The organism is Faecalibacterium sp. BIOML-A4, assembly GCF_009679665.1.
GTDB lineage: Bacteria > Bacillota > Clostridia > Oscillospirales > Ruminococcaceae > Faecalibacterium > Faecalibacterium taiwanense.
Map to the genome: position 1 here is coordinate 38706 of NZ_WKZG01000016.1, position 22651 is coordinate 61356.

Here is a 22651-nt window from a genome sequence, read left to right on the forward strand (position 1 = left end):
ATGCTGGTTGAAACCAAAGCCCGCGTTGGCGTGTTCGCCATTGCGCTGGGTGCCTACCTGCCCCAGTTCCCGACCCTCGTGCCCGAATTTGAGCAGCAGTACGCTGCCTTCAAAAAGACCATCCCGGACACCGTGGAGGTCATCGACGGCGGCATCGTCACCACCAAAGAGCTGTCCATGGCGGCGGGTGATAAGTTCCGCGCTACAGATGTGGACCTGGTGATCCTGCAGCTGCTGACCTACGCCACTTCCTACAACATGCTGCCTGCTGTGCGGGATCTGGATGTCCCGGTCGTGCTGGTGAACGTCCAGAAGAAGAAAGCCCCGGACTACGCCAATACCGATACGCCCACCTGGCTGGGTGAATTGTACGCCTGCGGTGCCGTGGGCGAGATGGTGGCCGATCTGGAGCGTGCCGGCAAGCGTCACGCCGTCATCACCGGTGTGGTAGAAGGCGGCGACCCGCAGGTGCAGGCCGAGATCGAGGACTGGTGCCGTGCGGCTCAGGTGCGCCGCCGTTTCCGCGACACCAATCTGGCCCAGATCGGCCGCCCGTATCCCGGTATGATGGACCTGTACATCGACGAAACGAATCTCTACAACCGGATGTGGCTGTATACCAAGCAGTTCGACTGGGAAAAGATGTGGGCCATCGCCGACAACATCACCGACGAAGCTGCCATCCGTGCCAAGGCAGAGGATATCCTGAATACCTTCGATATCGAAGGCGGCGGCACGGTGGAAAAGGTCTGGGAGATGGCAAAGTATGTCGTCGCCTTTGAGCAGTGGGTCAAGGACGAGAAGATCGCCTTCATCGCGTCGCATTACGATGGTTTTGCCAAGGGCAAGGCCGGTGTGCTGGACAGCATGCTGATCCCGGCCTTCTCCATGCTTATCAAGCAGGGCGTTGCCTGTGCCGTGGAGGGTGACATCAAGGTGGCTATGGCCATGTCCATCCTCAAGACCATTGCAGGCTGCGGCCAGCTGAGTGAGATGTACTCCATCGACTTTGACGAGGATATCTGCATCATCGGCCATTCCGGTTCCGGCGATGCCGACATTTCCGAGAAGAAGCCCACCATGAAGATCGTGCCGGTGTTCCACGGCAAGACCGGCGGCGGCTATCTGACCCAGTTCTATCCGCACCTTGGCCCCGTGACCTATCTGGGCATCACGCAGGACAAGGACGGTCACTTCAAGTTCGTGGTGGCCGAGGGCGTCAACGAGCCTGGCCCCATCTTCACCTTTGGTGACACCAACATGCGCACCCGCTTTACCTGCGGGGCACGGGAGTTCTGCAACCGCTGGAGCGAGGCAGGCCCCACCCATCACATGGCTGCTGCCACCGGCCGCCACATCGATACCATCCTGAAGGTGGCAAAGATCTTCAATATTCCGGTGGACGTCATCACCCGATAAGCTGCGAGAAAAGAGAGGTATTTTATCATGGGCATTCTGGATATTGCAATCGTCAAGGGCTACATCCGCATGTGCAACGACGGCTGGCTGCAGGGCTGGCACGAGCGCAACGGCGGCAACCTGACCTACCGTATGAAGGAAGAGGAAGTGGCCGAGTGCCGTCCCTTCTTCAATGCACAGCCCGGTGAATGGGTCAACATGGGCGTGCAGGCCGACAACCTGGCCGGGGAGTATTTCATCACCACCGGTTCCGGCAAGTTCTTCCGCAATGTGGAGCCGGACCCCATCCACAGCATCGGCATCGTGGAGATCAACGACAAGGGCGACAGCTGGCGCATCGTCTGGGGCCTGGAAGGCGGCGCAAAGCCCACTTCCGAGTTCCCCAGCCACTTCATGAACCACAGCGTCCGCAAGGCGGCCACGAACGGCGCAAACCGCGTCATCTACCATTGCCATGCCACCAATGTCATCGCTCTGACCTACATTCTGCCCCTGACCGACCGCGACTTCTCCCGTACTTTGTGGCAGAGCGCCACCGAGTGCCCGGTGGTCTTCCCGGAAGGTGTGGGCGTCTGCCCCTGGATGGTGCCCGGCGGTGCAGACATCGCCATGGCCACCAGCGAACTGATGAAGAAATATCAGGCAGCCATTTGGGCACAGCACGGCCTGTTCGTTTCCGGCCCGGATTTTGACATCGCCTTTGGTCTGGCTCACACCATCGAGAAGAGTGCCGAGATCTATGTCAAGGTGCTGAGCATGAGCGGCGGCCTCATCCGTCAGACCATCACCGATGATGACCTGCGCGCCATCGCCCGCGACTTTGGCGTGACCCTGAACGAGGAGTTCCTCGACTGATTTTCTTAATTACAGTGATGAGCCTTTCAAGAGCAAGAAACGATTGATCGATAAGAAGGAGAATAAGAGATTATGAGTGTTTTCCGCGATGATTTCCTGTGGGGCGGTGCATGTGCAGCCAACCAGTTCGAGGGTGCCTGGGACGTGGACGGCAAAGGCCCCAGCGTACCGGATATGTGTACCAACGGCTCCCACACCAGCCCGAAGTGGGTGACCACCCACATCCACCCGGACCGCCTGTACCCCAGTCATGAAGCCATCGACTTCTACCACCACTACGAAGAGGACATTGCTCTGTTTGCGGAGATGGGCTTCAAGACCTTCCGCACCTCCATCAACTGGACCCGCATCTTCCCCACTGGCATGGAGAGCGAGCCCAACGAGAAGGGCCTGGAATTTTACGACCGCGTTTTTGACTGCTGCAAGAAGCACGGCATCGAGCCGCTGGTCACCATCAGCCACTACGAGCTGCCCTACGCTCTGGTGGAAAGGTACAACGGCTGGGCCAGCCGCGAGCTAATCGACTTCTACATGAACTACTGCAAAACCATCTTCGAGCGCTACAAGGACAAAGTCAAGTACTGGCTCACCTTCAACGAGATCAACACCGGCACCATGCCCATGGGCGGCATCCTGAACACCGGCACCATCCAGGGATACGAGGGTTCCACCGCCGATGTGCCAAACGACGAGCAGGCACGCTTCCAGGCCCTGCACAACATGTTCGTGGCCAGCGCCAGGGCTGTCAAGTATGCCCACGACAACTACCCCCAGTTCAAGATGGGCTGCATGATCTGCTTCATCACCAGCTATCCCATGACCTGTGACCCCGCCGACGTGGTGGCCAACCAGAAGCAGATGCAGATCATGAACTGGTTCTGTTCCGATATGCATGTGCGCGGTGAGTATCCCTATTATATGAAGCGTTTCTTCGCCGAGCACAACATCACCATCCATCAGGAGCCGGAGGATGCCGCCATCCTGAAGGCCGGCACCGTGGACTTCTACACCTTCAGCTACTACATGTCCAACTGCGTCACCACCCACAAGGACGCCGAGGACGTGGGCGGTAATATCGCCACCGGCAAGAAGAACCCCTACCTGAAAGCCAGCGACTGGGGCTGGCAGATCGACCCCATTGGCCTGCGCTACACCCTGAACGAGATCTACGATCGCTATCATCTGCCCATGATGGTAGTGGAAAACGGCCTGGGCGCTTACGATGTGAAGAGCGAGGACGGCAAGATCCACGACAGCTACCGCATCGACTACCTGCGCCAGCACATCGAGCAGATGGCCGAGGCCGTGAAGGACGGCGTGGATCTGATGGGTTACACCCCCTGGGGCTGCATCGACCTGGTGTCTGCGTCCACAGGTGAGATGGCAAAGCGCTATGGCTTTATCTACGTCAACAAATTTGATGACGGCACCGGCGACCTGAGCCGGGAGAAGAAGGACAGCTTCTACTGGTATAAGAAAGTCATCGCCTCCAATGGCGAGGATCTCTCCTGATTTTCTGGATCATCTCTGATATCGCGCGATTGTTGTAAAACAGTTTTTCCAAAAAAATGAGATAGACGGCCCGAAAAGAGGCTGGCCTGTCTCATTTTTTAGTCGCATTCTGAAAGTGTTATGAAACAGAAACGACAAGAACAGCATCAAATTCCACCTTTTCTGTCTGGCTTCTGACCCGAAGAAGTCCTTTTCCAAATTATAACGAGACAAACTGAAAACGCATCCTTTTCTACGAAAAAAATCAGAACGATCGTATGCGTCAAACCTTAGTTGCTCCGCAATATCCTGTTGAAAAATCTGTGGGAAGAATTTGACATTTTAAGGTTGCTTTTCAACGCGCACAAAACAAAGCGATGCCCCTTGTCAGTAACAAAGGGCATCGTTGATTATAGTTTTTTAGAACAGCTGTATGGTTACTTCACTCTTCAAGCCTTGTGGCTCGGTGGGCATATACTGCCCCAGAAAATCATTCATCCGGCGGCCAAGGGTGGTGTTCACCTCGATTTCCAACAAATTCTCCCCGGTGTGCAGGGAACCGGAGATTGCATAGCGGTAAGGCGGGCAGATCCGCACACCGCAGTCGGAACCGTTGACCCGGACAATGGCACCTTCCTGTGCCGTCAGGGCCAGCACGGCGGGCCGTGCGGCCTGTGCTTCGTTCAGCGTAAAGCGGAATGCATACCGTGCCCGGCCTGCAAACGCGATGCAGCCCGGCAGACGGTGCAGAGAGACCAGTTTTTCCAGCGGGAGCGGGGCACCATATTCGGCGCAGCCAGTGTCGGCATCGGCCAGCGAAACAGTGCATGCTGTCAAATGAATGCAGTCCGCCGGAACACCGGCAGGCAGAGCCGCCACCGCCTGCACCTGCAATGCAGTCGGGTCATCCGGCACCAGAATGCAGCGGGATTCATAAGGAGCCAGTGTCAGAGCAAAGGCATCCGGTGCTGCCGTCACAACGTTGGCAAAGGCATCGTATACAAAGGCTGCACCGGGCTTTGCACCGGTCACAGTGGTGCAAAGCGGCTGCGTGCCCTCATTCGTGAAGAAGTAGACATCACCGTCTGCCTGCCGAGCGTGGTAGTATCGCAGATATGGTGCCGCTGCGCTCAGATGCAGCGCAGGGATACTGTCTGCCGTAAGGGTCTCCACCAGCGCATCCAGCGTGGTGACGACCGCATGTTCCAGTACCGGTGCCGGACCGCCTTCACAGCAGCGAATGGGCAGACCGCCCACAAAATAAACTTTGACCCCAGCATCCAGATAGCGCTGTACATTCTCCAGCAGTGCAACAGGCAGCGCCTCGGCGTACGGGATGACCAGCGCGCGGAACTGCATGCCGTTCAGGTGCAGCGCACCATCCTTCGCGGTGTCCGCTTTCAACACCTCACAGGGCACCAGCTCATAGTCGATACCATTGCGGGCCAGCCGGGCCGCTGGTTTCTGGGTGAGCATAAACTCGCCGCTCCATTCGGCTTCGGCCTGATACAGCAGCGCCACCGGAGCCACATGGGTGCCAGACAGCACTGCGGACATCCGGTTGAGGTAGTTGGCTACCTGCCGGAATTCCGGATATTGCGGATTATGGCCGTGGGCATAGAAATGCGGCGGGCAGTCCGGGTCCGGGAAGGGTGCCGCGTTGAAGGCGTGCGGCACAAACTGATTGATGCCGCGCACCAGCATATAGTCCGACAGCCACTTGCACAGGCGGTTGCCTTCGCCCCAGCCATAGGCACCGAACAGCTCACACATGGCACGGCCTTTCTTGGCAGGGTCCAAGTGGGCCAGACTTGCCCCCAGCTTGCCCAACATATAGGTAAAAAACTCGCCGTCCCAGCCGGGGCTGTGCATGCCCTTGAACATTCCCTCATCCATACCGGGCAGCAGTTGCTGGATGACCACATCGATACCGGACATATCCTGATGCGCCATGGCGCGGTAGAAGTGCCCTGCACCATAGCCCAGACGAGCCGTGGCATTGTTGTCCTCGATGGTATGGCCGATGTGCTCGCAGTGGTGGGCATGGCACCAGGCCGCCAGAACACCATCAAAGTTGTCGCTGTACAGCTGGCTGACCAGATCCATATAGGTATACTGTGCCACATGAGCGCTCTCATCGCTGCTGTGCAGGAACAACAGCGGCAGCAACGCACGGATGTTCCCGGCAGCACGGTCTGTCAGAGCCGTTCCGGCCAGCTTTCCGGCCAGCAGGTTCTCCATGCCATCCCGCCAGGGCAGGTTCATGGCGCTGTTGTGGCCGATGGCGGCATCCTCCGCCCCGTGGATGTTGCCAAGCCGCGGCTCATCCGAGAAGAACCCGCACAGCGTTTTGCCAAACTCCTCCCCGAAGTGGGCATAGATCGGCTCATAGACGGTATCCAGCAGTACCTTGGTCGCCGCCGAATCCAGCGGGTTCAGATAGCCTTCCGTCTGTTTCTCGCCGCCCTTGTAGCTGACAGTGATGACGTTCAGAGTCCACTGTCCATCCGGCAGGTCAAAATCCACGGCCACGCAGGGACCTTCCTTGGGGTTGCCGGGCAGCGGCTGGCCTATGGAGGAAAGCATGATCTCCCCCGTACGGGCATCTTCAAAAGTATAAACTTTGTCCGTCAAGTCGATGGTTGTGGTCGGGTCAATGGTTTCAAACGCGGTTTTGCGGCTCAGGGTCACAGCCAGGATTTTGTCACGCGGGTCGCGGAGGGCATACTTGAGAACAGCGGTCATGTTCTCCATCGGGCCGGCATAATCCAGCGTTTTGCAGCAGAGAAACTTTTTGCACAGCTCCGGGTGCTCCCGCTTGACCGCACCATCCGCAAAACCGGTGGGAAAGTGGCTGTCATCCAGGATCCACATCTCCATACCCGTGCGCTTTGCTTCGTCCAGCAGCAGGGCCAGATCCCGGAACCAGCCCGGACCGTTGAAATCCTTGTGCGGACGGGCTTCCACACAGAAGCCGCCGATGCCGCTTTCGCGGATCTTCTGCACCTCGCGGCGCAGTTCTTCTTCACTCTCTACGCCATGCACCCACAAAAAGGGATACAGGGCATTGGGGGTCTGTCCATGCAGGACATCACAAACGCTTTTCATGCTCGGGTCCTTTCCTTCCGTTTCACTCACTCTGAACATAGCACAGCACCCGTCCCTTTTGCAAGAGGCAGGTGCCATGCGGGAAATATTACGCTTTTTCGTCCGCGCTGGTCACAGCATAACTGCCGATTGCAGAAACCACAAAGGCAATGGCTGCGCAGATCAGGAAGCCCCAGAAGCTGATATCCAGACCTGCGGGGTTGATCATGGACGGGATACGGAAGATGCCGTCACCGCCCCAGGTGTAGAACTTGATGCCCAGGATACCACCGATGACACCGGCAACGCCGCCACCCACGAAGGCGCAGATAAACCGCTTGAAGTTGGTCAGGGCCACGGTATAGATGACCGGCTCGGTGATGCCGCACAGAGCAGAAGCCATGGTGCCGAATGCCGTTGCGCGGGTCTCACCATCCTTCACCTTGAGTGCGTAGCCCAGAGCCACACCAGCCAGTGCCCAGACGGTCAGGCCCAAGATGGCGTTGACCGGGCAGTAACCCAGGGTGGTAAGGTTGTTGAGGATGATGGGGATCATGGCTGCATGGACACCCATCATGACGAACAGCTGCCAGAACGCGCCCAGAACACCGCCGCAGACCACAGGCACCGCATGGTACAGCGCGTTGACACCGGTAGCCAGAGCATTGGAAACGCCTGTCATGACCGGGCCGACCACCAGCAGGGTGAGCGGCAGCGTGATGACCAGCACCACAGTCGGCACGAACATCAATTGCAGCATCTGCGGGATGATCTTTTTCGCAGCCTTTTCGATCCAGCTTGCCACAAAGACGGCCAGCAGGATGGGCAGCAGGGTCTGGGAGTAATCCAGCATCGTGACCTTGAGGCCGAAGAAGGTAAGCGTTTCCTCCGCGCCCACGAAAGCAGCCAGCTTCGGGTACAGCATCGCTGCGCCGATGACAGCAGCGGTATAAGGATTCATGCCAAAGACCTTGCCGGCCGAGAAACCGACGATGATGGGCATAAAGTACATCAACGCATCGGCCGCTGCATACAGGATCAGGTAAATGCCGTTGTCACTGGTGAGCACACCGAAGGTGGTCAGGATGGTCAGAACGCCCTTGATGATACCACCGGCGGCCATGGGTGCGATCATGGGCAGGATGCAGCCGGAAATGGCCTTGAAGAACTTGTTGAAGAAGCTGTCCTTCTTGACCACACGCATGCTTTCGGCCTTGGCCTTGCCGGCAGCCATGGCATCCTCCGTCAGGCCCAGCTTTGCCTTGACGACGGGGCACAGGTCAGAGACATAAGTACCGATGGGAATCTGGTACTGTCCTGCACCGTGCACAACGCTCATCACGCCTTTGATCTTTTTGACCTCGTCATCCTTGACGATGCTCTCGTCTGCCAGCACAAAGCGCAGACGGGTCATGCAGTTCGTCACACTGACAATGTTCTCTTTGCCGCCGACTGCCGCGATCAGCTCATCGGCAAATTGATCGTAGTCTTTTCTTGCCATGATCTTGTTCTCCTTCTCTTTGACATCTTCCAAAATACGCACAAAAACTTGACACAACTGGCATTTCATTGTATGCTTGTGTCCAAATCGTACCTGTATTGTACCGTATCCGGCACGGTGTCACAATCTCAAAAGCAAACTCCGGTGCTGACAAAATCAAACTTTTCGTCGAACGATACTGGCAAAGTTTAAGACACTCACTGACAAAATCAAACCTTTTGGGAGGTATCTGCCATGCTGGCGCGTGAGGCATTCCGGGAAATGCTCTTTCCCCTCAGTGAAAAAGAACTGCACTACCGGGAGCACCCGGAGGATTCTCTGATCTATTTCAAAAATTTCCGGTATGAGGGCGAAGCGACTGTTGTGACGGGTGCGGACAACAGCGATGAGATCCTGTTTTTTCCGTCCCCTAAAAAACAGGCGGCCTCCAATCTGCATGGTGTGATCTCCCCAAAAATTGCGCCCCGCGTGCTGGAGGGAGGCAATCTGGCCTTTAACAAGCAGACCCGTTTTGGCATGGTGCCGCTGCACCGCCACAACTACATTGAAATGAACTATGTGTACTCCGGCACCTGCGTGCAAGAGATCAACGGCCAGACGGTTGAGATGCACACCGGCGATGTGACCATTCTGGACCGGGATGTGGTGCACCGGGTGTTGCCCACCGGCGAAAACGACATCCTGCTCAACTGCCTGATGGGGCAGAATTATTTCAAGGCAAGCTTCATCGAGCGGCTTGCCGCCAGTGGAGCGGTGCCGCGGTTTCTTTCCAATGCGCTGAACGAGCGCAACGATCACGACCATTATCTGCTGTTTCATACGGAGCGGTCGTATATTTTCCGGGATCTGTTTGAGTGTGTGTTCTGCGAATATCTGGACCCTACCACCTGCACGGCGGGTGCGGTGGAGAATTATATGAGCCTGATCTTCATCGAGCTGGCACGCTGCTATCAGGGCAATCAGGAACACGAATACCACAAATCCAACAAGAACTACCTCACCGAAGTGCTGCAATACATGGATGACCACTGCATCGACTGCACACTGGAAAGCACCGCAGCGCATTTTGGCTTCCACCCCAATTACCTTTCTCGCATGGTCAAGGAGGGCACCGGCAGTGCCTTCAAGGATCTGGTATCGGATGGGCGGCTGTCCCGCGCCGCCTTCCTGCTGTTGACCACCGAAGCACCTATTAGTCAGATCGCCAACCAGTGTGGCTATTCCAACCAGAACTTCTTTTATAAAAAGTTTCAGGTGCGCTACGGCTGTACGCCAGCTGTATATCGTGCCACTGGCGGTGCCCTGGCAGAAGATATACGTTGAAAAGCAGAACAGTTTTTTATCCGAAACATAGACTTGAAATTTCAGTATGAATGGGTAAAAACTTATGGAAGTGTCCGCTATGCTGAAAGCTTCCAATTTTTTCTATAAGTCCTACTATTATTGCTTTACCACAATAAAATACTCAAAACCATCTTGACGCACCTTGCAAACCATGATACCCTTTGTCACAAATCACATTATCGCAAGATAAGAAATTGGCTCAACCGAAACTTCATATTTGCGATATGCAAGCCAACGATGTTGCCGATGCATTGAAAAGTTGGCTTGCTATGAAAAGTGGTGGTTCTCACCGTGATAACCACCACTTTCAGTGAGTGATTGCCCCCAAAAGAACGTACCGCCCCACAACACACCCGATCGTTTTGCCGCCGTTTCACCCGACAAAATCCTTCGCCTGTACTGCGTGGGCGGTATTTTTCTTTTCCGGGGAAGATTGCACCTTGAAAATTTCATGAGCCGACCGAACGTGATACCGGCTCTCTAGTCAACGCCGCTGCAAAACAGGGGCAGGAACTTCGTTCGGGGCAAACGGCGATTCACATATATGAGCAGTGGAACTCTCTACTTATTTTTGCGTCTTAACAATTCGGAAACAACTTTCGGAAATACGTTTTGAGCGCAGCAGTGGAGGGCAAGAACCGTCCCGTGGCCACAAATTTTCAATTCTTGAAAATGTTGTGCTCCATCGGGACTTCACTTCTTCAATGCACCTGCATTTCCGAAGTGATCTTGTTGGGGCGTGCCTGCCCCAAACCCTGCTCATATTCGCACCTTGCGGTGCGAAAGAACGGCGTGTCGTGCTTACATAGCTCCACCGAGGAGCTAGCGAAACGACAGGAGGTTCAATGAACAAAACGAATGTCAAAACGAAACCCAGCACGACCCACCGCCACGACACGCCGAACAACAAAACGCACATCATCAAGTTCCGTGTGACGGAAACTGAAAAGATGGAACTCCAATGCACAGCAAAACTCCTTCATCTCTCCCTGTCCACCCTCATCCGCCGTGCGCTGCACAATGCGAAGATCGAGCGCACCGTTGTCGTTGCCGGCGGCGGAGAAGAAACCCTGACTGCCGTTTCCACTCTGCTTGCCCAGTGCAGCAGGGTGGGCGGCAACCTGAACCAACTCGCACGACACTTCAACTCCGGCGGAGCAGACACCGAACAGCTCCGGGCGAAACTTCTGGACGAACTTGCAGACCTGACTGCCTTCCGGCTCAACGCCGAGAAAATTCTTGGTGAACTGTATGGCAACGCTCAAGCATATCGCCTCTAAGAATTCGGACTACTCCGCCATCGAAGCGTACCTGATTTACCAGCACGATGAGTTCACCGGGAAGCAGCTTCTTGATCAACAAGGCAGGCCCATGCTGCGGGATTCGTACATTCTGGATACGCTTGAATGCGGCGATTTCTCGTTTGCAACGGCCTGCCTGCTGGCAAACCGAAAGTACAACAAGAACAACCACCCCGATGATATTAAGAGCCACCAGTATATCATCAGCTTTGACCCCAGAGATGCAGCCGACAACGGCTTGACCATGGAAAAAGCACAGGCTCTCGGCCTGAACTTCTGTAAAGCAAACTTTCCCGGTCATCCTGCCATCGTCTGCACCCACCCGGATGGGCATAACCATTCGGGAAATATCCATGTCCACATCGTGATCGGCAGCATCCGCACACGAGAAGTGGAACGCAAGCCCTATATGCAGAAGCCTCGTGACTGGCGTGAGGGCATGAAGCACTCCAGCACAGCCCAGACCATGCGGCACCTGCGTGTCGCAGTCACGGAAATGTGCGAATGCGCTGACCTGCACCAGATCAACCTACTGGAAGCACAAGGCAACCGTGTTTCTGAACGGGAATACTGGGCGCGGCGGCGTGGACAGAAACGGCTTGACCAAGCCAACGCACGACTGATCGTAGCGGGGCAGAAGCCTAAACAGACTGTCTACCAGACGGAACTGGAAACGCTGCGAAAGCAAATCGACTCTGTTCTGAAGAAGGCTACCACCTTCGAGGAATTTTCTGCATTGCTCATGCAGGAACACGGCGTTGCCGTGAAAGAGAGCCGAGGGCGATTGAGCTACTGCCCGCCCAATCGGGTAAAGTTCATCACCGCCCGGAAGCTGAGCAAGAAGTTTGAGAAAAAGCAGGTGCTCGCCGCACTCGCTCAGAACATCCGGCTTGCCCCGACCATCCAGCCTATCGCAACAGACAAGCCCGACAGGATTCAGAAACTGGTGGACATTCAGGCGAAGCTGAAGCAGGGCAAGAGCATTGGCTACGAGCGTTGGGCGAAGAAGCATAACCTCAAAGCCATGGCCCAGACCTTGATTCTCTTGCAGGAGAAAGGTCTGCTCAACGAGGGCGCACTTGACCAGCGCATTGATGAACTGCAAACGCAGTACGACAGTGCAAAGGAAGTCGTGCTCGACCTCGAAACCCGCATGGCAGACAATCAGAAGCTGCGCAGCTACGCTGCTGCCTACAAGCAGTATCGACCGCTTACGCAGAAACGGAACGCTGTCAAATCCCCCGCAGCCTTTGAAGATCAGTACCGTGCAGAACTGACAGCATACCGGGCGGCAGCAGCCTATCTCAAGGCAAACAACATCACCTGCCTGCCCAGCCCGAACAAGTTGGAAGCGGAATACTGCGCGCTTGCCTCCGAAAAGGCCCAGTTTTATGAGCAGTACAAGGAAGCCAAGTCCGAGCTGCTCAAACTGAAAGACGCAAAACAGAATGTTGCCCTGTTCTTCCGGGAGGAAAAACAGACGCAGCATCACGAGAGATAAGGAGTGTGCGTATGATCAATCTGAAAATCGACCCGGAGTTCCAGAATCAGATTCCGCCGCTGACGGACGATGAGTACAAGCAGCTTGAAGAAAACATCCTCAAGGAAGGCAAGCTGCTTTCTCCTTTGATCGTCTGGGGAAACACCCTCGTTGACGGCCACAACCGTTATGCCATCCTCCAGAAGCACCCGGAGATTTACTTCTCCACCATGCCGCTCCGATTTGAAAGCAGAGAAGAAGTCCTCGCATGGATCTGCAAAAATCAGTTGGGGCGGCGCAACTTGAGTCCCGAACAGAAGCGTTATCTGATTGGCAAACAGTACGAAGCCGAGAAGAAAGCTGCAAAAATCTTTCGGGGCAACCAGTACACTTTAGCAAAGAAAAGTGGTGGTGCTCACGATGATAACCACCACTCCGGGAAGAAAACCTGCGACCGGATCGCAGAGGAAAACGGTGTCAGCCGTGCCTCTGTTCTCCGTGCCAGCCACTATACACGGGGCATCGACATCGCAGATACGCTTTCTCCCGGCATCAAGCAGAAAGTCTTTTCCGGCGAAGTAAAGTTCACGAACGAAGAAATGTCCAAGCTCGTGCAGGCAAGTGCCGAGCATCGTTTAGATGTTCTTGCTCAAATCCTGCATCCAGAGGCATTGGAAGTACTGGAATCTGCCAGCGCAGAGTTTGAACCTGAAAAAGCGGAACCTGTTTCCATGCCCACACCACAAACAGAAGAATTCCGGTGCTATCATGTACCGGACGAGTTTATGAAGGTTTACAAGTCCTTGAGCCGCGCGACCGAAATGATGAAAAACTCATGGAAGAAAACGCTCAAAAACAATCCCAGTTATTTCACTGACCCGGAAAAGCAGAAGGTTCTCCGCTTCGCAATGCAGAGGCCTGCTAACTATCTGACTGAAATCGAAACCTATCTGGAAAAGGCTCTTGCAGAAGCCCTTGAAGAAGAAAAGACCGCATAACGGAAGGCACTTATACGTCACCAACAAATCCACCAAAAGCAAGTGCAGGGTAGAAAACTTCCGCCCCTTGCGCCTGATATAACATGTAATCCTGATTTTCCCGCCCGACTTCGCCGCAGTGGGACGATCAGAGGAGTGTGCGTTTGAACAAGAAGAAAAAATCCACAAATCTTTCCCCGTATCCCGATGAAGCCATCGAACGTCTGGCACGGGCATTCTACCCGGCAATCCTTGCCTGCTGGAACAGCGAGGAAGGTCAACGGGAGTTTGCTGCATGGCAGGCGGAACAGGCTCATATTGCAACCAAAGAAAAACAGGAAGTTCCCGTCGGGGAACTCCCTGCCTTACTTATCGTGTGTGGATTTTTCAGGGTGCGTCCGGGTGGACGCGCCCTGTTTTTGTGTTTAGTCCTCTAATCCGTGGCTTCCCGCCACGTTCTTCAAATATTCCCCCGGTTCGCCGTTCAGAATCAGCTCAGCATACGCCAGCGGGTCATTATAGATGAGGTAGTCCAGTTCAGACCGCTGCGCAATGGTAACATCCAGCGCATCTTCGACCCCGGTGCAGTCGATGGAAATTTTTCTGCCATCCCGGAGCAGCAGCTTCACACAGCCAGTATCCATGTTGAACGAACAGGCTCTTGCATCGTACTTCATAATCGTGTCCTCCTGAAATCAGTGTTTGATTTGTTTCGGTCAATCTATGATTTCGGATTTCAGCTTCTGTCGGAAACCTCTATTGAACTTTCCGAAGAAAACAAAAAATCCGACCCCATCTCCTATCGGAAACAAGTTCGGATTATTTTTGTCTGGTCGGAGTGGCGAGACTCGAACTCGCGGCCTCCTGCTCCCAAAGCAGGCGCGCTACCAACTGCGCAACACCCCGGCATCCGGCGGCACTGCTGCACCGCCGGAATATAGTATATCGTTTTTGGAGCGGTTCGTCAATAGCGGCGTGGCCCTGCCGTGCCTTTAATTAAAGGAGCGGAAGCCCTTGCCGATGATCTCGCTGGAATTGACGATGGTGATAAAGCTCCGGGGGTCGTTCTCCCGCAGGAAGTTGCGCAGCTGCAGGGCCTGACGGCGGGTCAGCACCGTCACCAGCACGCTCAACTCGTGGTGGGTGTAAGCGCCGTAAGCCTTTTCCACGGTAGCGGAACGGTTCATTTCCTTGATGATGAAGTCCAGAATGGGCTGCGGGTTGGACGTCACGATGGTGCACACCTTGCGCAGGCGGATGTTCTCGATGGCACCGTCCACCACAAAGCTCTTGCCGATCAGGCCAAGGATGCAGTAAAGGCCGGTGCCCATGCCGAACCGCCATGCCGCCGCCAGCACGATGAGGATATCGCTGGCCATCAGGGCTTTGCCGATCTCCATAGAGGTATATTTTGCCAGAATCAGGGCCACAATATCCGTACCGCCGGTGGATGCACCGATGTCGAACACGATCGCCGCACCCAGAGCCGGCAGGAACACGGCGAACACCAGATCCAGCATGGCATCGCCGCTCATGGAAACGTTGACGGGATAGAGCCACTCGCACACCGACACAAAAAAGGACAGCGCAAAGGAAGAATAGATCGTCCAGCCCATGGTCTTGATGCCCAGAAAGACGAAGCCCAGCACCACCAGAATCAGGTTGATGATCCACATAAAGCCGCCCACGTTGATCTTAGGGAACAGGTCTGCCAGCAGAATGGACAGGCCCGAGGTGCCGCCAAATGCAAAATGATTGGGATTTTTAAAGTAAACGATGCCGACCGCCGTCAGGATCAGGCCGAGATTCAGCTCACCGAAGAAATTTAAATTCTTCAGCATATTTTTCCTGCTGAACGCTTCTTTTAAACTGTTCATGGGGTTCCTCCTATTTTAAACACGGCAAAATGCGCTGTATGCCATGCAAAAATATACTCTCCTTGCACGGCGGTGTCAAGGGATAGGGAAAAAGTTGTGGAAAACAACATGAATTGGGGATTTTTCGGATGGGAGAACTCCTTCAGTCAAAGCCTGACGGCTTTGCCAGCTCCCTCGGGGAGGGAGCCTTTGGCAAAGAGGAAAAGCTTTACCGTACTGCCAAGGGCCCCATCTCTGAGGGGGCTGTCACCGAAGGTGACTGGAGGAGTTAAGCTCCCCCTCTCGGGGGAGCTGGCGAGCGTATGCGAGACTGAGAGGGTTTTCTCTTGAAGAAATCGGCAGAATAGTGTATTATATAGTATTATGGAATATATAGGCACTTTGTGCCTTTGACAGGGGGAAAACACATGGCAGATAAAAACTTTCTGACCGACATCATCGACGCTGATCTGGCCGAGGGCAAGATCAGCGAGATCCATACCCGCTTCCCGCCCGAGCCCAACGGCTACCTGCACATCGGCAGTGCCAAGGCCATCTACATCAACTGGTCCATTGCAAACCAGTACGGCGGTAAGTTCAACCTGCGTCTGGACGACACCAACCCTGCCCGCGAGGGTGAGGAGTACGTGAACAGCATCATCGAGGATCTGCACTGGCTGGGTGCCGACCCCAACGGCGGCATCTTCTACGGCAGCGACTACTTTGACAAGTGCTACGAGTATGCCGAAAAGCTCATCATGGAGGGCAAGGCCTACGTGGACGACCTGACCCGCGACGAAATGCGCGAGTACCGCGGTGCCGATGCCGGCAAGCCTTCCCGTCCCTCTCCGTGGCGCGACCGCACCCCGGAAGAGAATCTTGACCTGTTCCGCCGGATGCGTGCCGGTGAGTTCCAGGAGGGCGAAAAGACCCTGCGTGCCAAGATCGATCTGGCCAGCCCCAACATGAACATGCGTGACCCGGCTATCTACCGCATCAAGTACGCCGAGCATCACCGTCAGGGCAGCAAGTGGTGCATCTACCCGATGTACGACTTCGCACACCCCATTCAGGATGCCATTGAGGGCATCACCCACAGCATGTGCAGTCTGGAGTTCGAGAACCACCGTCCGCTGTACAACTGGGTCATCGAGAACATCTTCGGCACTGCCTTCCCCAAGCAGCGTGAGTTTGCACGCCTGAACATGACCAACACCGTCATGAGCAAGCGCTACCTGCGTGAGCTGGTGGAAATGGGCATTGTGGATGGCTGGGACGACCCCCGTATGCCCACCCTGTGCGGCCTGCGCCGCCGCGGCTACACCCCCACCTCCATCTTCACCTTTGTGCGGGAGGCCGGCATTTCTAAATCCGACAACCTGATCGACATGCGCCAGCTGGAAGCCTGCATCCGCAGCGAGCTGGACCTGACCGCTCAGCGCCGCATTGCCGTGCTGGACCCCGTAAAGCTGATCGTAGACAACTACCCGGAGGACAAGACCGAGTACTTTGATGTAGCCAACAACCCCAACCGCGAAGCCAACGATACCACCACCCGCAAGGTGGCCTTTACCAAAGAGCTGTGGATCGAGAATGAGGACTTTGCCGAGGTGCCGCCTCCCAAGTTCAAGCGCCTGACCATTGGCGGTGAGGTGCGTCTGATGGGCGCTTACATCGTCAAGTGCACCGGCGTGGAGAAGAATGCCGACGGCAGCATTGCCGCCATCCACTGCACCGCCGACCTTGAGACGGGCAACGGCAATCCCGCCGACGGCCGCAAGGTCAAGGGCACCATCCATTGGGTGAGTGCCGCCCATGCCGTGGATGCCGAGGTGCGCCTGTACGACAAGCTGTTCACCGAGGCCAACATGAACGCCATCCCCGAGGGCAGCGATTACAAGGACTACCTGAACCCGGAAAGCGTTGTTGTGTGCAAGGGCTGCAAGCTGGAAGAAAGCCTGAAGGACGCAAAGCCCGGTGAGAAGTTCCAGTTCGTGCGCACCGGCTTCTTTACGCCGGACTCCAAGAACCCCGGCGTTTACAACCGCGTCGTCACCCTGCGCGACAGTTTCAAACCCGCAAAGTAAAAAATATATCACGTCAAAAGGGAGCATTTGATCTTTTATGAAGAAACTCACCCGGAATGTTATCATCATGGCTGTTGTCACTGTCATTATGGCAGTTGTGCTCGGCCTGTACATCAAGTACACCGGCACTGTGCCCGCTGCCGACAACGCCGCCAGCCTGACGGATGGCATCTATACGTCCAGCGCTCAGGGCTGCCTGAGTGATGTGACCGTCACCGTCACCGTCACCGGCGGCCGGGTGACCGGTGTGGAGATCGATGCTTCCGGCGAGACTCCCGAACTGGGCGGCACCGCTGCTGAAACTCTGGCAGACCAGCTGACCAAGGCCGGTTCCACCAGCGGTGTGGACGCTGTTGCCGGTGCTACCATGACCAGCGACGCTGTGTTCACCGCCATGGACGACTGCCTGAGTCAGGCAGAGTAAAGACCCGAAAGACCGGCATGGCTCACAGCTCTGCCGGTTTTCTTTCTTAAAATACAGCACAAGGAGAGGGAACATTATGGGCGTATTATCCAATCTGGAACCAGCTTCGGTTTTTTATTACTTTGAGGAGATCTGCGGCATTCCGCACACCTCCCACCACGAAAAGGCACTGAGCGACTACTGCGTGCAGTTCGCCAAGGCCCACGGCCTTTCCTGCCGTCAGGACGAGATGGGCAATGTGCTCATCAAGGCACCGGCCACACCCGGATACGAGAAGGAGCCGGGCCTGATCCTGCAGGGCCATCTGGACATGGTGGGCGACAAGACCGCCGACTGCCCGCTGGATCTTGAGAAGGATGCCATTCACCCGGTCGTAGACGGCGGCTATGTGTGCGCCGAGGGCACGACCCTTGGCGGCGACGACGGCATTGCCGTGGCCTATGCGCTGGCTGTTCTGGACGCAAAGGACATTCCCCACCCTGCGCTGGAGGTCGTGCTGACCGTCTGCGAGGAGGTGGGCCTGCTGGGTGCATCTGCCATGGATTTTTCCGACCTTGAGGGCCGGATTCTGGTGAACATCGACTCCGAGGAAGAAGGGGTGCTGACCGCAGGCTGTGCAGGCGGACGCCGCGTTGAATGCCATCTGCCCATCACCCGTGCGGCTGTGACCGGCACCGCCGTGAAGGCGGACATCGCGGGGCTTGCGGGAGGGCACTCCGGCACCGAGATTCACAAAGGCCGCGCCAACGCCATCGCTCTGCTGGGACGCTACCTGACCCTGCTGTCTGACCACGGTGCAGAGTACGCTGTGCTCACCCTCTCCGGCGGTGCAAAGGAAAACGTCATCCCGAAAGAAAGCAGCGTTACGCTGGTGCTGCCCGCCGGTATCACCGAAGCCGTGCGCGCTGCCGGGGCAGACTTTACCGCGCAGATGAAAGCAGAATTCGGCACTGCTGACCCGGGCATCCGCCTGCAGCTCACCGAGGAGGGCTGCGGCGAATACGATGCACTGGATGCGAACTCCGCCGAGCGTCTGCGCAAAGCCCTGCTGCTGATGCCCTGGGGTGTGCAGAGCATGAGCATGGATGTGCCCGGCCTTGTGGAGACCTCGCTGAACCTCGGCGTTGCCGAGCTGGACGACAGCGAAGCCATTCTGCGCTTTTCCATCCGCAGCTCGGTGCCTTCGGCCAAGGAGCTGCTGAGCTGCAAACTGCAGACCCTGACCGAGCTGCTGGGCGGCAGCGTGCGGTTCCACGGCGACTATCCCGCTTGGACCTACGCCCGCGAAAGCGCCCTGCGCGACCGCTGCGTAGCTGTGTACGAGGCACAGTACGGTGCAAAGCCCCAGATCGTTGCCATTCATGCGGGCCTGGAATGCGGCATCCTCTCCGGCAAAATCGAAGGGCTGGACTGCATCTCCTTCGGCCCGAACCTGCTGCATGTCCACACCCCCAACGAGCGCGCCGACATTGCATCGGTGGCCCGTGTGTGGGAATACCTGAAGGCTATTCTGGCTTATAAAGAGTAAAACCCTCTCAGTCACAGCTTGCGCTGTGCCAGCTCCCCCGAAAGGGGGAGCTTTCTTTGTGCTGACTGTAAAGATTCAAAAAGCTCCCCCTTTCGGGGGAGCTGCTGAACGAAGTGAAGCTGAGAGGGTCAATCCAAATACTTGATCTTGCCCGGCTCAATGCCCTTGATGCCAAGGCCCGGCTCGTTGGAAACCGTGATGTCTTTTTCGTTGAACACTGCACCGCCGAGGATGGGGTCCTCACTGCACAGCACGGGGCCGTCCAGATCCACGCGGGTGATGATCTGCTTTGCGCAGGCCAGATGCACGGCGGCATTCACGCTGATCTTGGCTTCCAGCATACAGCCGATCATGCACTCCACGCCGTACACCTCGGCAGCGGATGCGATCTTGAGGGCGTTGTACAGGCCGCCGCACTTCATCAGCTTGATGTTCACGAGGTCTGCGGCTCCCATCTGCATAATGGTCAGTGCGTCCTGCGGGGAGAACACGCTCTCGTCGGCCAGCACCGGCACATAGGAGCGCTCGGTAACATACTTCAGGCCTTCAAAATCGTGGGCCTTGACCGGCTGCTCCACGAATTCGAGATCAAGGCCCTTCTCCTGCATTCCGTTCAGGATGCGCACGGCTTCCTTGGGGGTCCAGCCCTGATTTGCGTCGATGCGGATGCAGGTCTCCTTGGGCACAGCACCGCGGATGGCGCTCAGGCGTGCAATATCCTTTTCCGGCTCCTTGCCCACCTTGACCTTCAGGCAGTCGTAGCCGCGGTCGATGGCGTTCAGGGCATCGCGCACCATCTCTTCGGGGTCGTTGACGCTGATGGTGATGTCGGTGACGATGGACTTCTTTGCGCCGCCCATCAGCTTGTACACAGGGATTTTGTACAGCTGGCCGTACAGATCCCACAGGGCCATATCCACAGCAGCCTTGGCGCTGGTGTTCTTCTGGATGCAGGCATTCAGTGCGATCATCAGGTCTTCAAAGTCGTCCACATCGCGGCCGATGATGGTCTTTGCGATATGGTCGCGGATGGCACCGATGATGGCACCGGTGGTGTCGCCGGTGATCACACCGGTGGGAGGTGCCTCACCATAACCCACAGCGCCGGTGTCGGTGTGGATCTCTACGATCACATCCTCCACGCTGCTGACCGAGCGCAGAGCCGTCTTAAAAGGCACGCGCAGCGGCACGGAGATCAGACCGAGACGTACTTCCGTGATTTTCATGCAAAAACCTACCCCTTTCGATAAAAAAATATTGCCAGATTATGAAATCTATGGTAGTATTGTATACGAAATTGTCGATATTGTAAAGACAATTGTCCGCAAAAAATTGCACAAAAAGAAAGGGGATTGGGTTCATGATCACAAACGGTTTCACCTACATCGCCGTGCTGGTGTTCATTGCCGCACTGCTGGTGTGGCTGCAACGCTACACGAAGTCGAAATTCTTCGACTATGCACCACCTATCGTTCTGCTGTACCTCATTACCATGATTCTCTGCACGCTGGGTGCATGGGACATGGAGGCCACCAAGCCTGCCTACTCCGTGCTGAAAAACAACCTGCTGTATGCAATGATCTTCCTGATGCTGCTGCGCTGCGACATCCGCAAGATCATCAAGCTGGGTCCCAAGATGCTGGGCGGCTTCTTTGCCGCTTCCGTCTCCATCTCGTTGGCCTTCATTGCCACCTTCGCCATCATGAAGGGGCCCCTTGGCTCCGAAGCATGGAAGGCACTGGGCGCTCTGTGCGGCAGCTGGATGGGCGGCTCCGGCAACATGATCGCCGTGCAGGCTGCGCTGGACATCGGCGAAGCTGACATGGCCTACGCACTGGTGGTGGACTCCATTGACTACTCCATCTGGGTCATGTTCCTGCTGTGGGCCATCAACCTTGCTCCCAAGTTCAACAAGTGGGTCAAGGCCGACACCACCACGCTGGATGAAGTGTCCCGCCGTCTGGAAGAGGACGCAAAGGGCAACGAGGATAAGGCCAGCTTTGTCAACCTGATCTTCCTGCTGGGTCTGGCTCTGGTGATCTCCGCCTTCGGTCAGGATATCGGCGCAGCCCTGAACGGCGCAATGCCCTTCCTGGACAAGGCCACCTGGACCGTCCTGCTCATCACGTTGTCCGGCCTGATCGGCGCTGTCACCCCCGTGGGCCGCATGGCAGGCAGCACCGAGCTGTCCAACCTGCTGCTGTACTCCGTGGTGGCATTGCTTGCCTCCCGCGCAAGCTTCCTGGAGCTGACCGATGCACCCGCATGGATCCTGGCAGGCTTTATGATCCTGGCCATCCACGGCATCATTCTGGTGCTGCTGGCAAAGATCTTCCATCTGGATATGTTCACCTGCGGTGTTGCATCTCTGGCAAACATCGGCGGTTCCGCATCCGCTCCCATTCTGGCTGGTGCCTACAGCGGCGCTCTGGTGCCTGTTGGCGTTTTGATGGCTCTGATGGGCTACGTCATTGGCACGGCAGGCGGCTTGATCACCGCAAATATCATGTCTCTGCTGGCATAACAAATACTGCAAAAAAGGGGCTGTTGCATGTGCAACAGCCCCTTTTCTTATACGATTTTTTGCTTAGCCGCCCAGATATGCGCTGCGCACGCGCTCGTTGGTCAGCAGTTCGGCACCAGTGCCCTCCATGACCACACGGCCCGTCTCAAGGACGTAGGCACGGTCTGCCACGGAAAGAGCCATCTGTGCGTTCTGCTCCACCAGCAGGATGGTCATGCCTTCCTTGTGCACGTTCTGGATGATGTCGAAGATCTCCTGCACCAGCAGCGGCGAAAGGCCCATGGAAGGCTCGTCCAGCATCAGCATGGAAGCGTTGCTCATCAGTGCACGGCCCATAGCCAGCATCTGCTGCTCGCCGCCGGACATGGTACCGGCCAGCTGCTTGCGGCGCTCCTTCAGGCGGGGGAACAGCTCAAACACCTTTTCCTTGTTGGGTGCAATGGTGGAAGCAGGCTGGGTGTATGCACCCATGTCCAGATTTTCTTCCACGGTCATGTGCAGGAACACATGACGGCCTTCCGGCACATGGGCAAGGCCTGCTTCCACGATCTTGTGGGCGCGCATGCCCTTGATGCTGCTGCCCTTGTACAGGATGTCGCCGGTCTTGGGCTTCAGCAGGCCGGAAATGGTCTTCAGGGTGGTGGATTTGCCAGCACCGTTGGCACCGATCAGGGTGACGATCTCGCCCTGATCCACCTCGAAGGAGATGTCCTTGACGGCGTGGATGTTGCCGTAATAGACGTTGATGTTATCAACTTTCAGTAACGTATCAGCCAT

The 22651-nt window shown here is 56.2% G+C and carries 18 protein-coding genes and 1 tRNA gene; 12 read left to right on the plus strand and 7 right to left on the minus strand.

Translation table 11 applies throughout. The features are described from left to right. The 3 genes from GKG34_RS11225 to GKG34_RS11235 all read left to right on the plus strand — a co-directional run bounded on the left by GKG34_RS11225 (nucleotide 1) and on the right by GKG34_RS11235 (nucleotide 3786). Nucleotides 1-1419, plus strand: coding sequence for an arabinose isomerase (locus tag GKG34_RS11225; protein ID WP_154256238.1), 1419 nt, complete (start codon nucleotides 1-3; stop codon nucleotides 1417-1419). A 27-nt stretch (nucleotides 1420-1446) separates the two neighbouring features. Next, nucleotides 1447-2274, plus strand: a complete 828-nt coding sequence (gene rhaD, locus GKG34_RS11230; RefSeq protein ID WP_154256240.1) for a rhamnulose-1-phosphate aldolase — start codon at nucleotides 1447-1449, stop codon at nucleotides 2272-2274. 72 nt (nucleotides 2275-2346) lie between these two features. Next, on the plus strand, nucleotides 2347-3786 hold the full coding sequence (locus GKG34_RS11235) for a 6-phospho-beta-glucosidase (protein WP_154256242.1): 1440 nt from the start codon (nucleotides 2347-2349) through the stop codon (nucleotides 3784-3786). A 399-nt stretch (nucleotides 3787-4185) separates the two neighbouring features. Here the strand turns inward: GKG34_RS11235 and GKG34_RS11240 are convergent, their stop codons facing one another. Both GKG34_RS11240 and GKG34_RS11245 read right to left on the minus strand, forming a co-directional pair. Next, complete coding sequence (locus GKG34_RS11240; protein WP_173015254.1) at nucleotides 4186-6873, minus strand: glycosyl hydrolase; 2688 nt, start codon at nucleotides 6871-6873, stop codon at nucleotides 4186-4188. An 88-nt stretch (nucleotides 6874-6961) separates the two neighbouring features. After that, nucleotides 6962-8353 carry a PTS transporter subunit EIIC gene (locus GKG34_RS11245; RefSeq protein ID WP_154256246.1) on the minus strand — a complete coding sequence of 464 codons (1392 nt, stop codon included), beginning with the start codon at nucleotides 8351-8353 and terminating at the stop codon, nucleotides 6962-6964. Between the two features lie 234 nt (nucleotides 8354-8587). Here GKG34_RS11245 and GKG34_RS11250 point away from each other — a divergent pair, with 234 nt between their 5' ends. The 5 genes from GKG34_RS11250 to GKG34_RS15910 all read left to right on the plus strand — a co-directional run bounded on the left by GKG34_RS11250 (nucleotide 8588) and on the right by GKG34_RS15910 (nucleotide 13892). Beyond that, entirely contained in the window at nucleotides 8588-9676 is a 1089-nt protein-coding gene (locus GKG34_RS11250; protein ID WP_154256248.1) for an AraC family transcriptional regulator, read from the plus strand. An 866-nt stretch (nucleotides 9677-10542) separates the two neighbouring features. Then, nucleotides 10543-10977 (plus strand): plasmid mobilization relaxosome protein MobC, encoded by a 435-nt coding sequence (locus GKG34_RS11255; protein WP_154256250.1) that lies wholly within the window; start codon nucleotides 10543-10545, stop codon nucleotides 10975-10977. Then, nucleotides 10949-12499 (plus strand): relaxase/mobilization nuclease domain-containing protein, encoded by a 1551-nt coding sequence (locus GKG34_RS11260; protein WP_154256252.1) that lies wholly within the window; start codon nucleotides 10949-10951, stop codon nucleotides 12497-12499. The genes GKG34_RS11255 and GKG34_RS11260 overlap by 29 nt, the downstream gene beginning before the upstream one ends. 11 nt (nucleotides 12500-12510) lie before the next feature. Further along, entirely contained in the window at nucleotides 12511-13476 is a 966-nt protein-coding gene (locus GKG34_RS11265; protein ID WP_154256254.1) for a hypothetical protein, read from the plus strand. A gap of 137 nt (nucleotides 13477-13613) precedes the next feature. Continuing rightward, complete coding sequence (locus GKG34_RS15910) at nucleotides 13614-13892, plus strand: transposase (RefSeq protein ID WP_274235691.1); 279 nt, start codon at nucleotides 13614-13616, stop codon at nucleotides 13890-13892. Here the strand turns inward: GKG34_RS15910 and GKG34_RS11275 are convergent. The 3 genes from GKG34_RS11275 to GKG34_RS11285 all read right to left on the minus strand — a co-directional run bounded on the left by GKG34_RS11275 (nucleotide 13881) and on the right by GKG34_RS11285 (nucleotide 15332). Continuing rightward, entirely contained in the window at nucleotides 13881-14132 is a 252-nt protein-coding gene (locus tag GKG34_RS11275) for a DUF6061 family protein (protein ID WP_154256256.1), read from the minus strand. The genes GKG34_RS15910 and GKG34_RS11275 overlap by 12 nt on opposite strands. Before the next feature lie 153 nt (nucleotides 14133-14285). Then, nucleotides 14286-14361 (minus strand) — tRNA-Pro (locus GKG34_RS11280). Nucleotides 14362-14447: 86 nt separating this feature from the next. Then, on the minus strand, nucleotides 14448-15332 hold the full coding sequence (locus GKG34_RS11285; protein ID WP_097781295.1) for a YitT family protein: 885 nt from the start codon (nucleotides 15330-15332) through the stop codon (nucleotides 14448-14450). 407 nt (nucleotides 15333-15739) lie between these two features. Between GKG34_RS11285 and GKG34_RS11290 the strand changes: the two genes are divergently transcribed. From GKG34_RS11290 to GKG34_RS11300, 3 genes are all read left to right on the plus strand, one after another. Next, nucleotides 15740-17398, plus strand: coding sequence for a glutamine--tRNA ligase/YqeY domain fusion protein (locus tag GKG34_RS11290; protein ID WP_005942643.1), 1659 nt, complete (start codon nucleotides 15740-15742; stop codon nucleotides 17396-17398). A gap of 37 nt (nucleotides 17399-17435) precedes the next feature. Then, nucleotides 17436-17822: an FMN-binding protein gene (locus tag GKG34_RS11295; RefSeq protein WP_097774463.1), complete on the plus strand. Its 387-nt coding sequence runs from the start codon at nucleotides 17436-17438 to the stop codon at nucleotides 17820-17822. 76 nt (nucleotides 17823-17898) lie between these two features. Beyond that, nucleotides 17899-19350, plus strand: a complete 1452-nt coding sequence (locus GKG34_RS11300; RefSeq protein ID WP_154256258.1) for an aminoacyl-histidine dipeptidase — start codon at nucleotides 17899-17901, stop codon at nucleotides 19348-19350. 128 nt (nucleotides 19351-19478) lie between these two features. Here GKG34_RS11300 and GKG34_RS11305 read toward each other — a convergent pair whose 3' ends face one another. Beyond that, entirely contained in the window at nucleotides 19479-20576 is a 1098-nt protein-coding gene (locus GKG34_RS11305) for a dipeptide epimerase (RefSeq protein ID WP_097774465.1), read from the minus strand. A 134-nt stretch (nucleotides 20577-20710) separates the two neighbouring features. Here GKG34_RS11305 and GKG34_RS11310 point away from each other — a divergent pair, with 134 nt between their 5' ends. Continuing rightward, nucleotides 20711-21874, plus strand: coding sequence for a DUF819 family protein (locus GKG34_RS11310; RefSeq protein WP_005942653.1), 1164 nt, complete (start codon nucleotides 20711-20713; stop codon nucleotides 21872-21874). A gap of 63 nt (nucleotides 21875-21937) precedes the next feature. Here the strand turns inward: GKG34_RS11310 and GKG34_RS11315 are convergent, their stop codons facing one another. After that, nucleotides 21938-22651, minus strand: coding sequence for an ABC transporter ATP-binding protein (locus tag GKG34_RS11315; RefSeq protein ID WP_005942657.1), 714 nt, complete (start codon nucleotides 22649-22651; stop codon nucleotides 21938-21940).

What these genes read in the sequence shown, in the direction of transcription:
- GKG34_RS11225 (WP_154256238.1), top strand. Translation starts at nt 1, where the DNA reads ATGCTGGTTGAAACCAAAGCCCGCGTTGGCGTGTTCGCCATTGCGCTG.
- rhaD (WP_154256240.1), top strand. Translation starts at nt 1,447, where the DNA reads ATGGGCATTCTGGATATTGCAATCGTCAAGGGCTACATCCGCATGTGC.
- GKG34_RS11235 (WP_154256242.1), top strand. Translation starts at nt 2,347, where the DNA reads ATGAGTGTTTTCCGCGATGATTTCCTGTGGGGCGGTGCATGTGCAGCC.
- GKG34_RS11240 (WP_173015254.1), bottom strand. Translation starts at nt 6,873, where the DNA reads ATGAAAAGCGTTTGTGATGTCCTGCATGGACAGACCCCCAATGCCCTG.
- GKG34_RS11245 (WP_154256246.1), bottom strand. Translation starts at nt 8,353, where the DNA reads ATGGCAAGAAAAGACTACGATCAATTTGCCGATGAGCTGATCGCGGCA.
- GKG34_RS11250 (WP_154256248.1), top strand. Translation starts at nt 8,588, where the DNA reads ATGCTGGCGCGTGAGGCATTCCGGGAAATGCTCTTTCCCCTCAGTGAA.
- GKG34_RS11255 (WP_154256250.1), top strand. Translation starts at nt 10,543, where the DNA reads ATGAACAAAACGAATGTCAAAACGAAACCCAGCACGACCCACCGCCAC.
- GKG34_RS11260 (WP_154256252.1), top strand. Translation starts at nt 10,949, where the DNA reads ATGGCAACGCTCAAGCATATCGCCTCTAAGAATTCGGACTACTCCGCC.
- GKG34_RS11265 (WP_154256254.1), top strand. Translation starts at nt 12,511, where the DNA reads ATGATCAATCTGAAAATCGACCCGGAGTTCCAGAATCAGATTCCGCCG.
- GKG34_RS11275 (WP_154256256.1), bottom strand. Translation starts at nt 14,132, where the DNA reads ATGAAGTACGATGCAAGAGCCTGTTCGTTCAACATGGATACTGGCTGT.
- GKG34_RS11285 (WP_097781295.1), bottom strand. Translation starts at nt 15,332, where the DNA reads ATGAACAGTTTAAAAGAAGCGTTCAGCAGGAAAAATATGCTGAAGAAT.
- GKG34_RS11290 (WP_005942643.1), top strand. Translation starts at nt 15,740, where the DNA reads ATGGCAGATAAAAACTTTCTGACCGACATCATCGACGCTGATCTGGCC.
- GKG34_RS11295 (WP_097774463.1), top strand. Translation starts at nt 17,436, where the DNA reads ATGAAGAAACTCACCCGGAATGTTATCATCATGGCTGTTGTCACTGTC.
- GKG34_RS11300 (WP_154256258.1), top strand. Translation starts at nt 17,899, where the DNA reads ATGGGCGTATTATCCAATCTGGAACCAGCTTCGGTTTTTTATTACTTT.
- GKG34_RS11305 (WP_097774465.1), bottom strand. Translation starts at nt 20,576, where the DNA reads ATGAAAATCACGGAAGTACGTCTCGGTCTGATCTCCGTGCCGCTGCGC.
- GKG34_RS11310 (WP_005942653.1), top strand. Translation starts at nt 20,711, where the DNA reads ATGATCACAAACGGTTTCACCTACATCGCCGTGCTGGTGTTCATTGCC.
- GKG34_RS11315 (WP_005942657.1), bottom strand. Translation starts at nt 22,651, where the DNA reads ATGGCTGATACGTTACTGAAAGTTGATAACATCAACGTCTATTACGGC.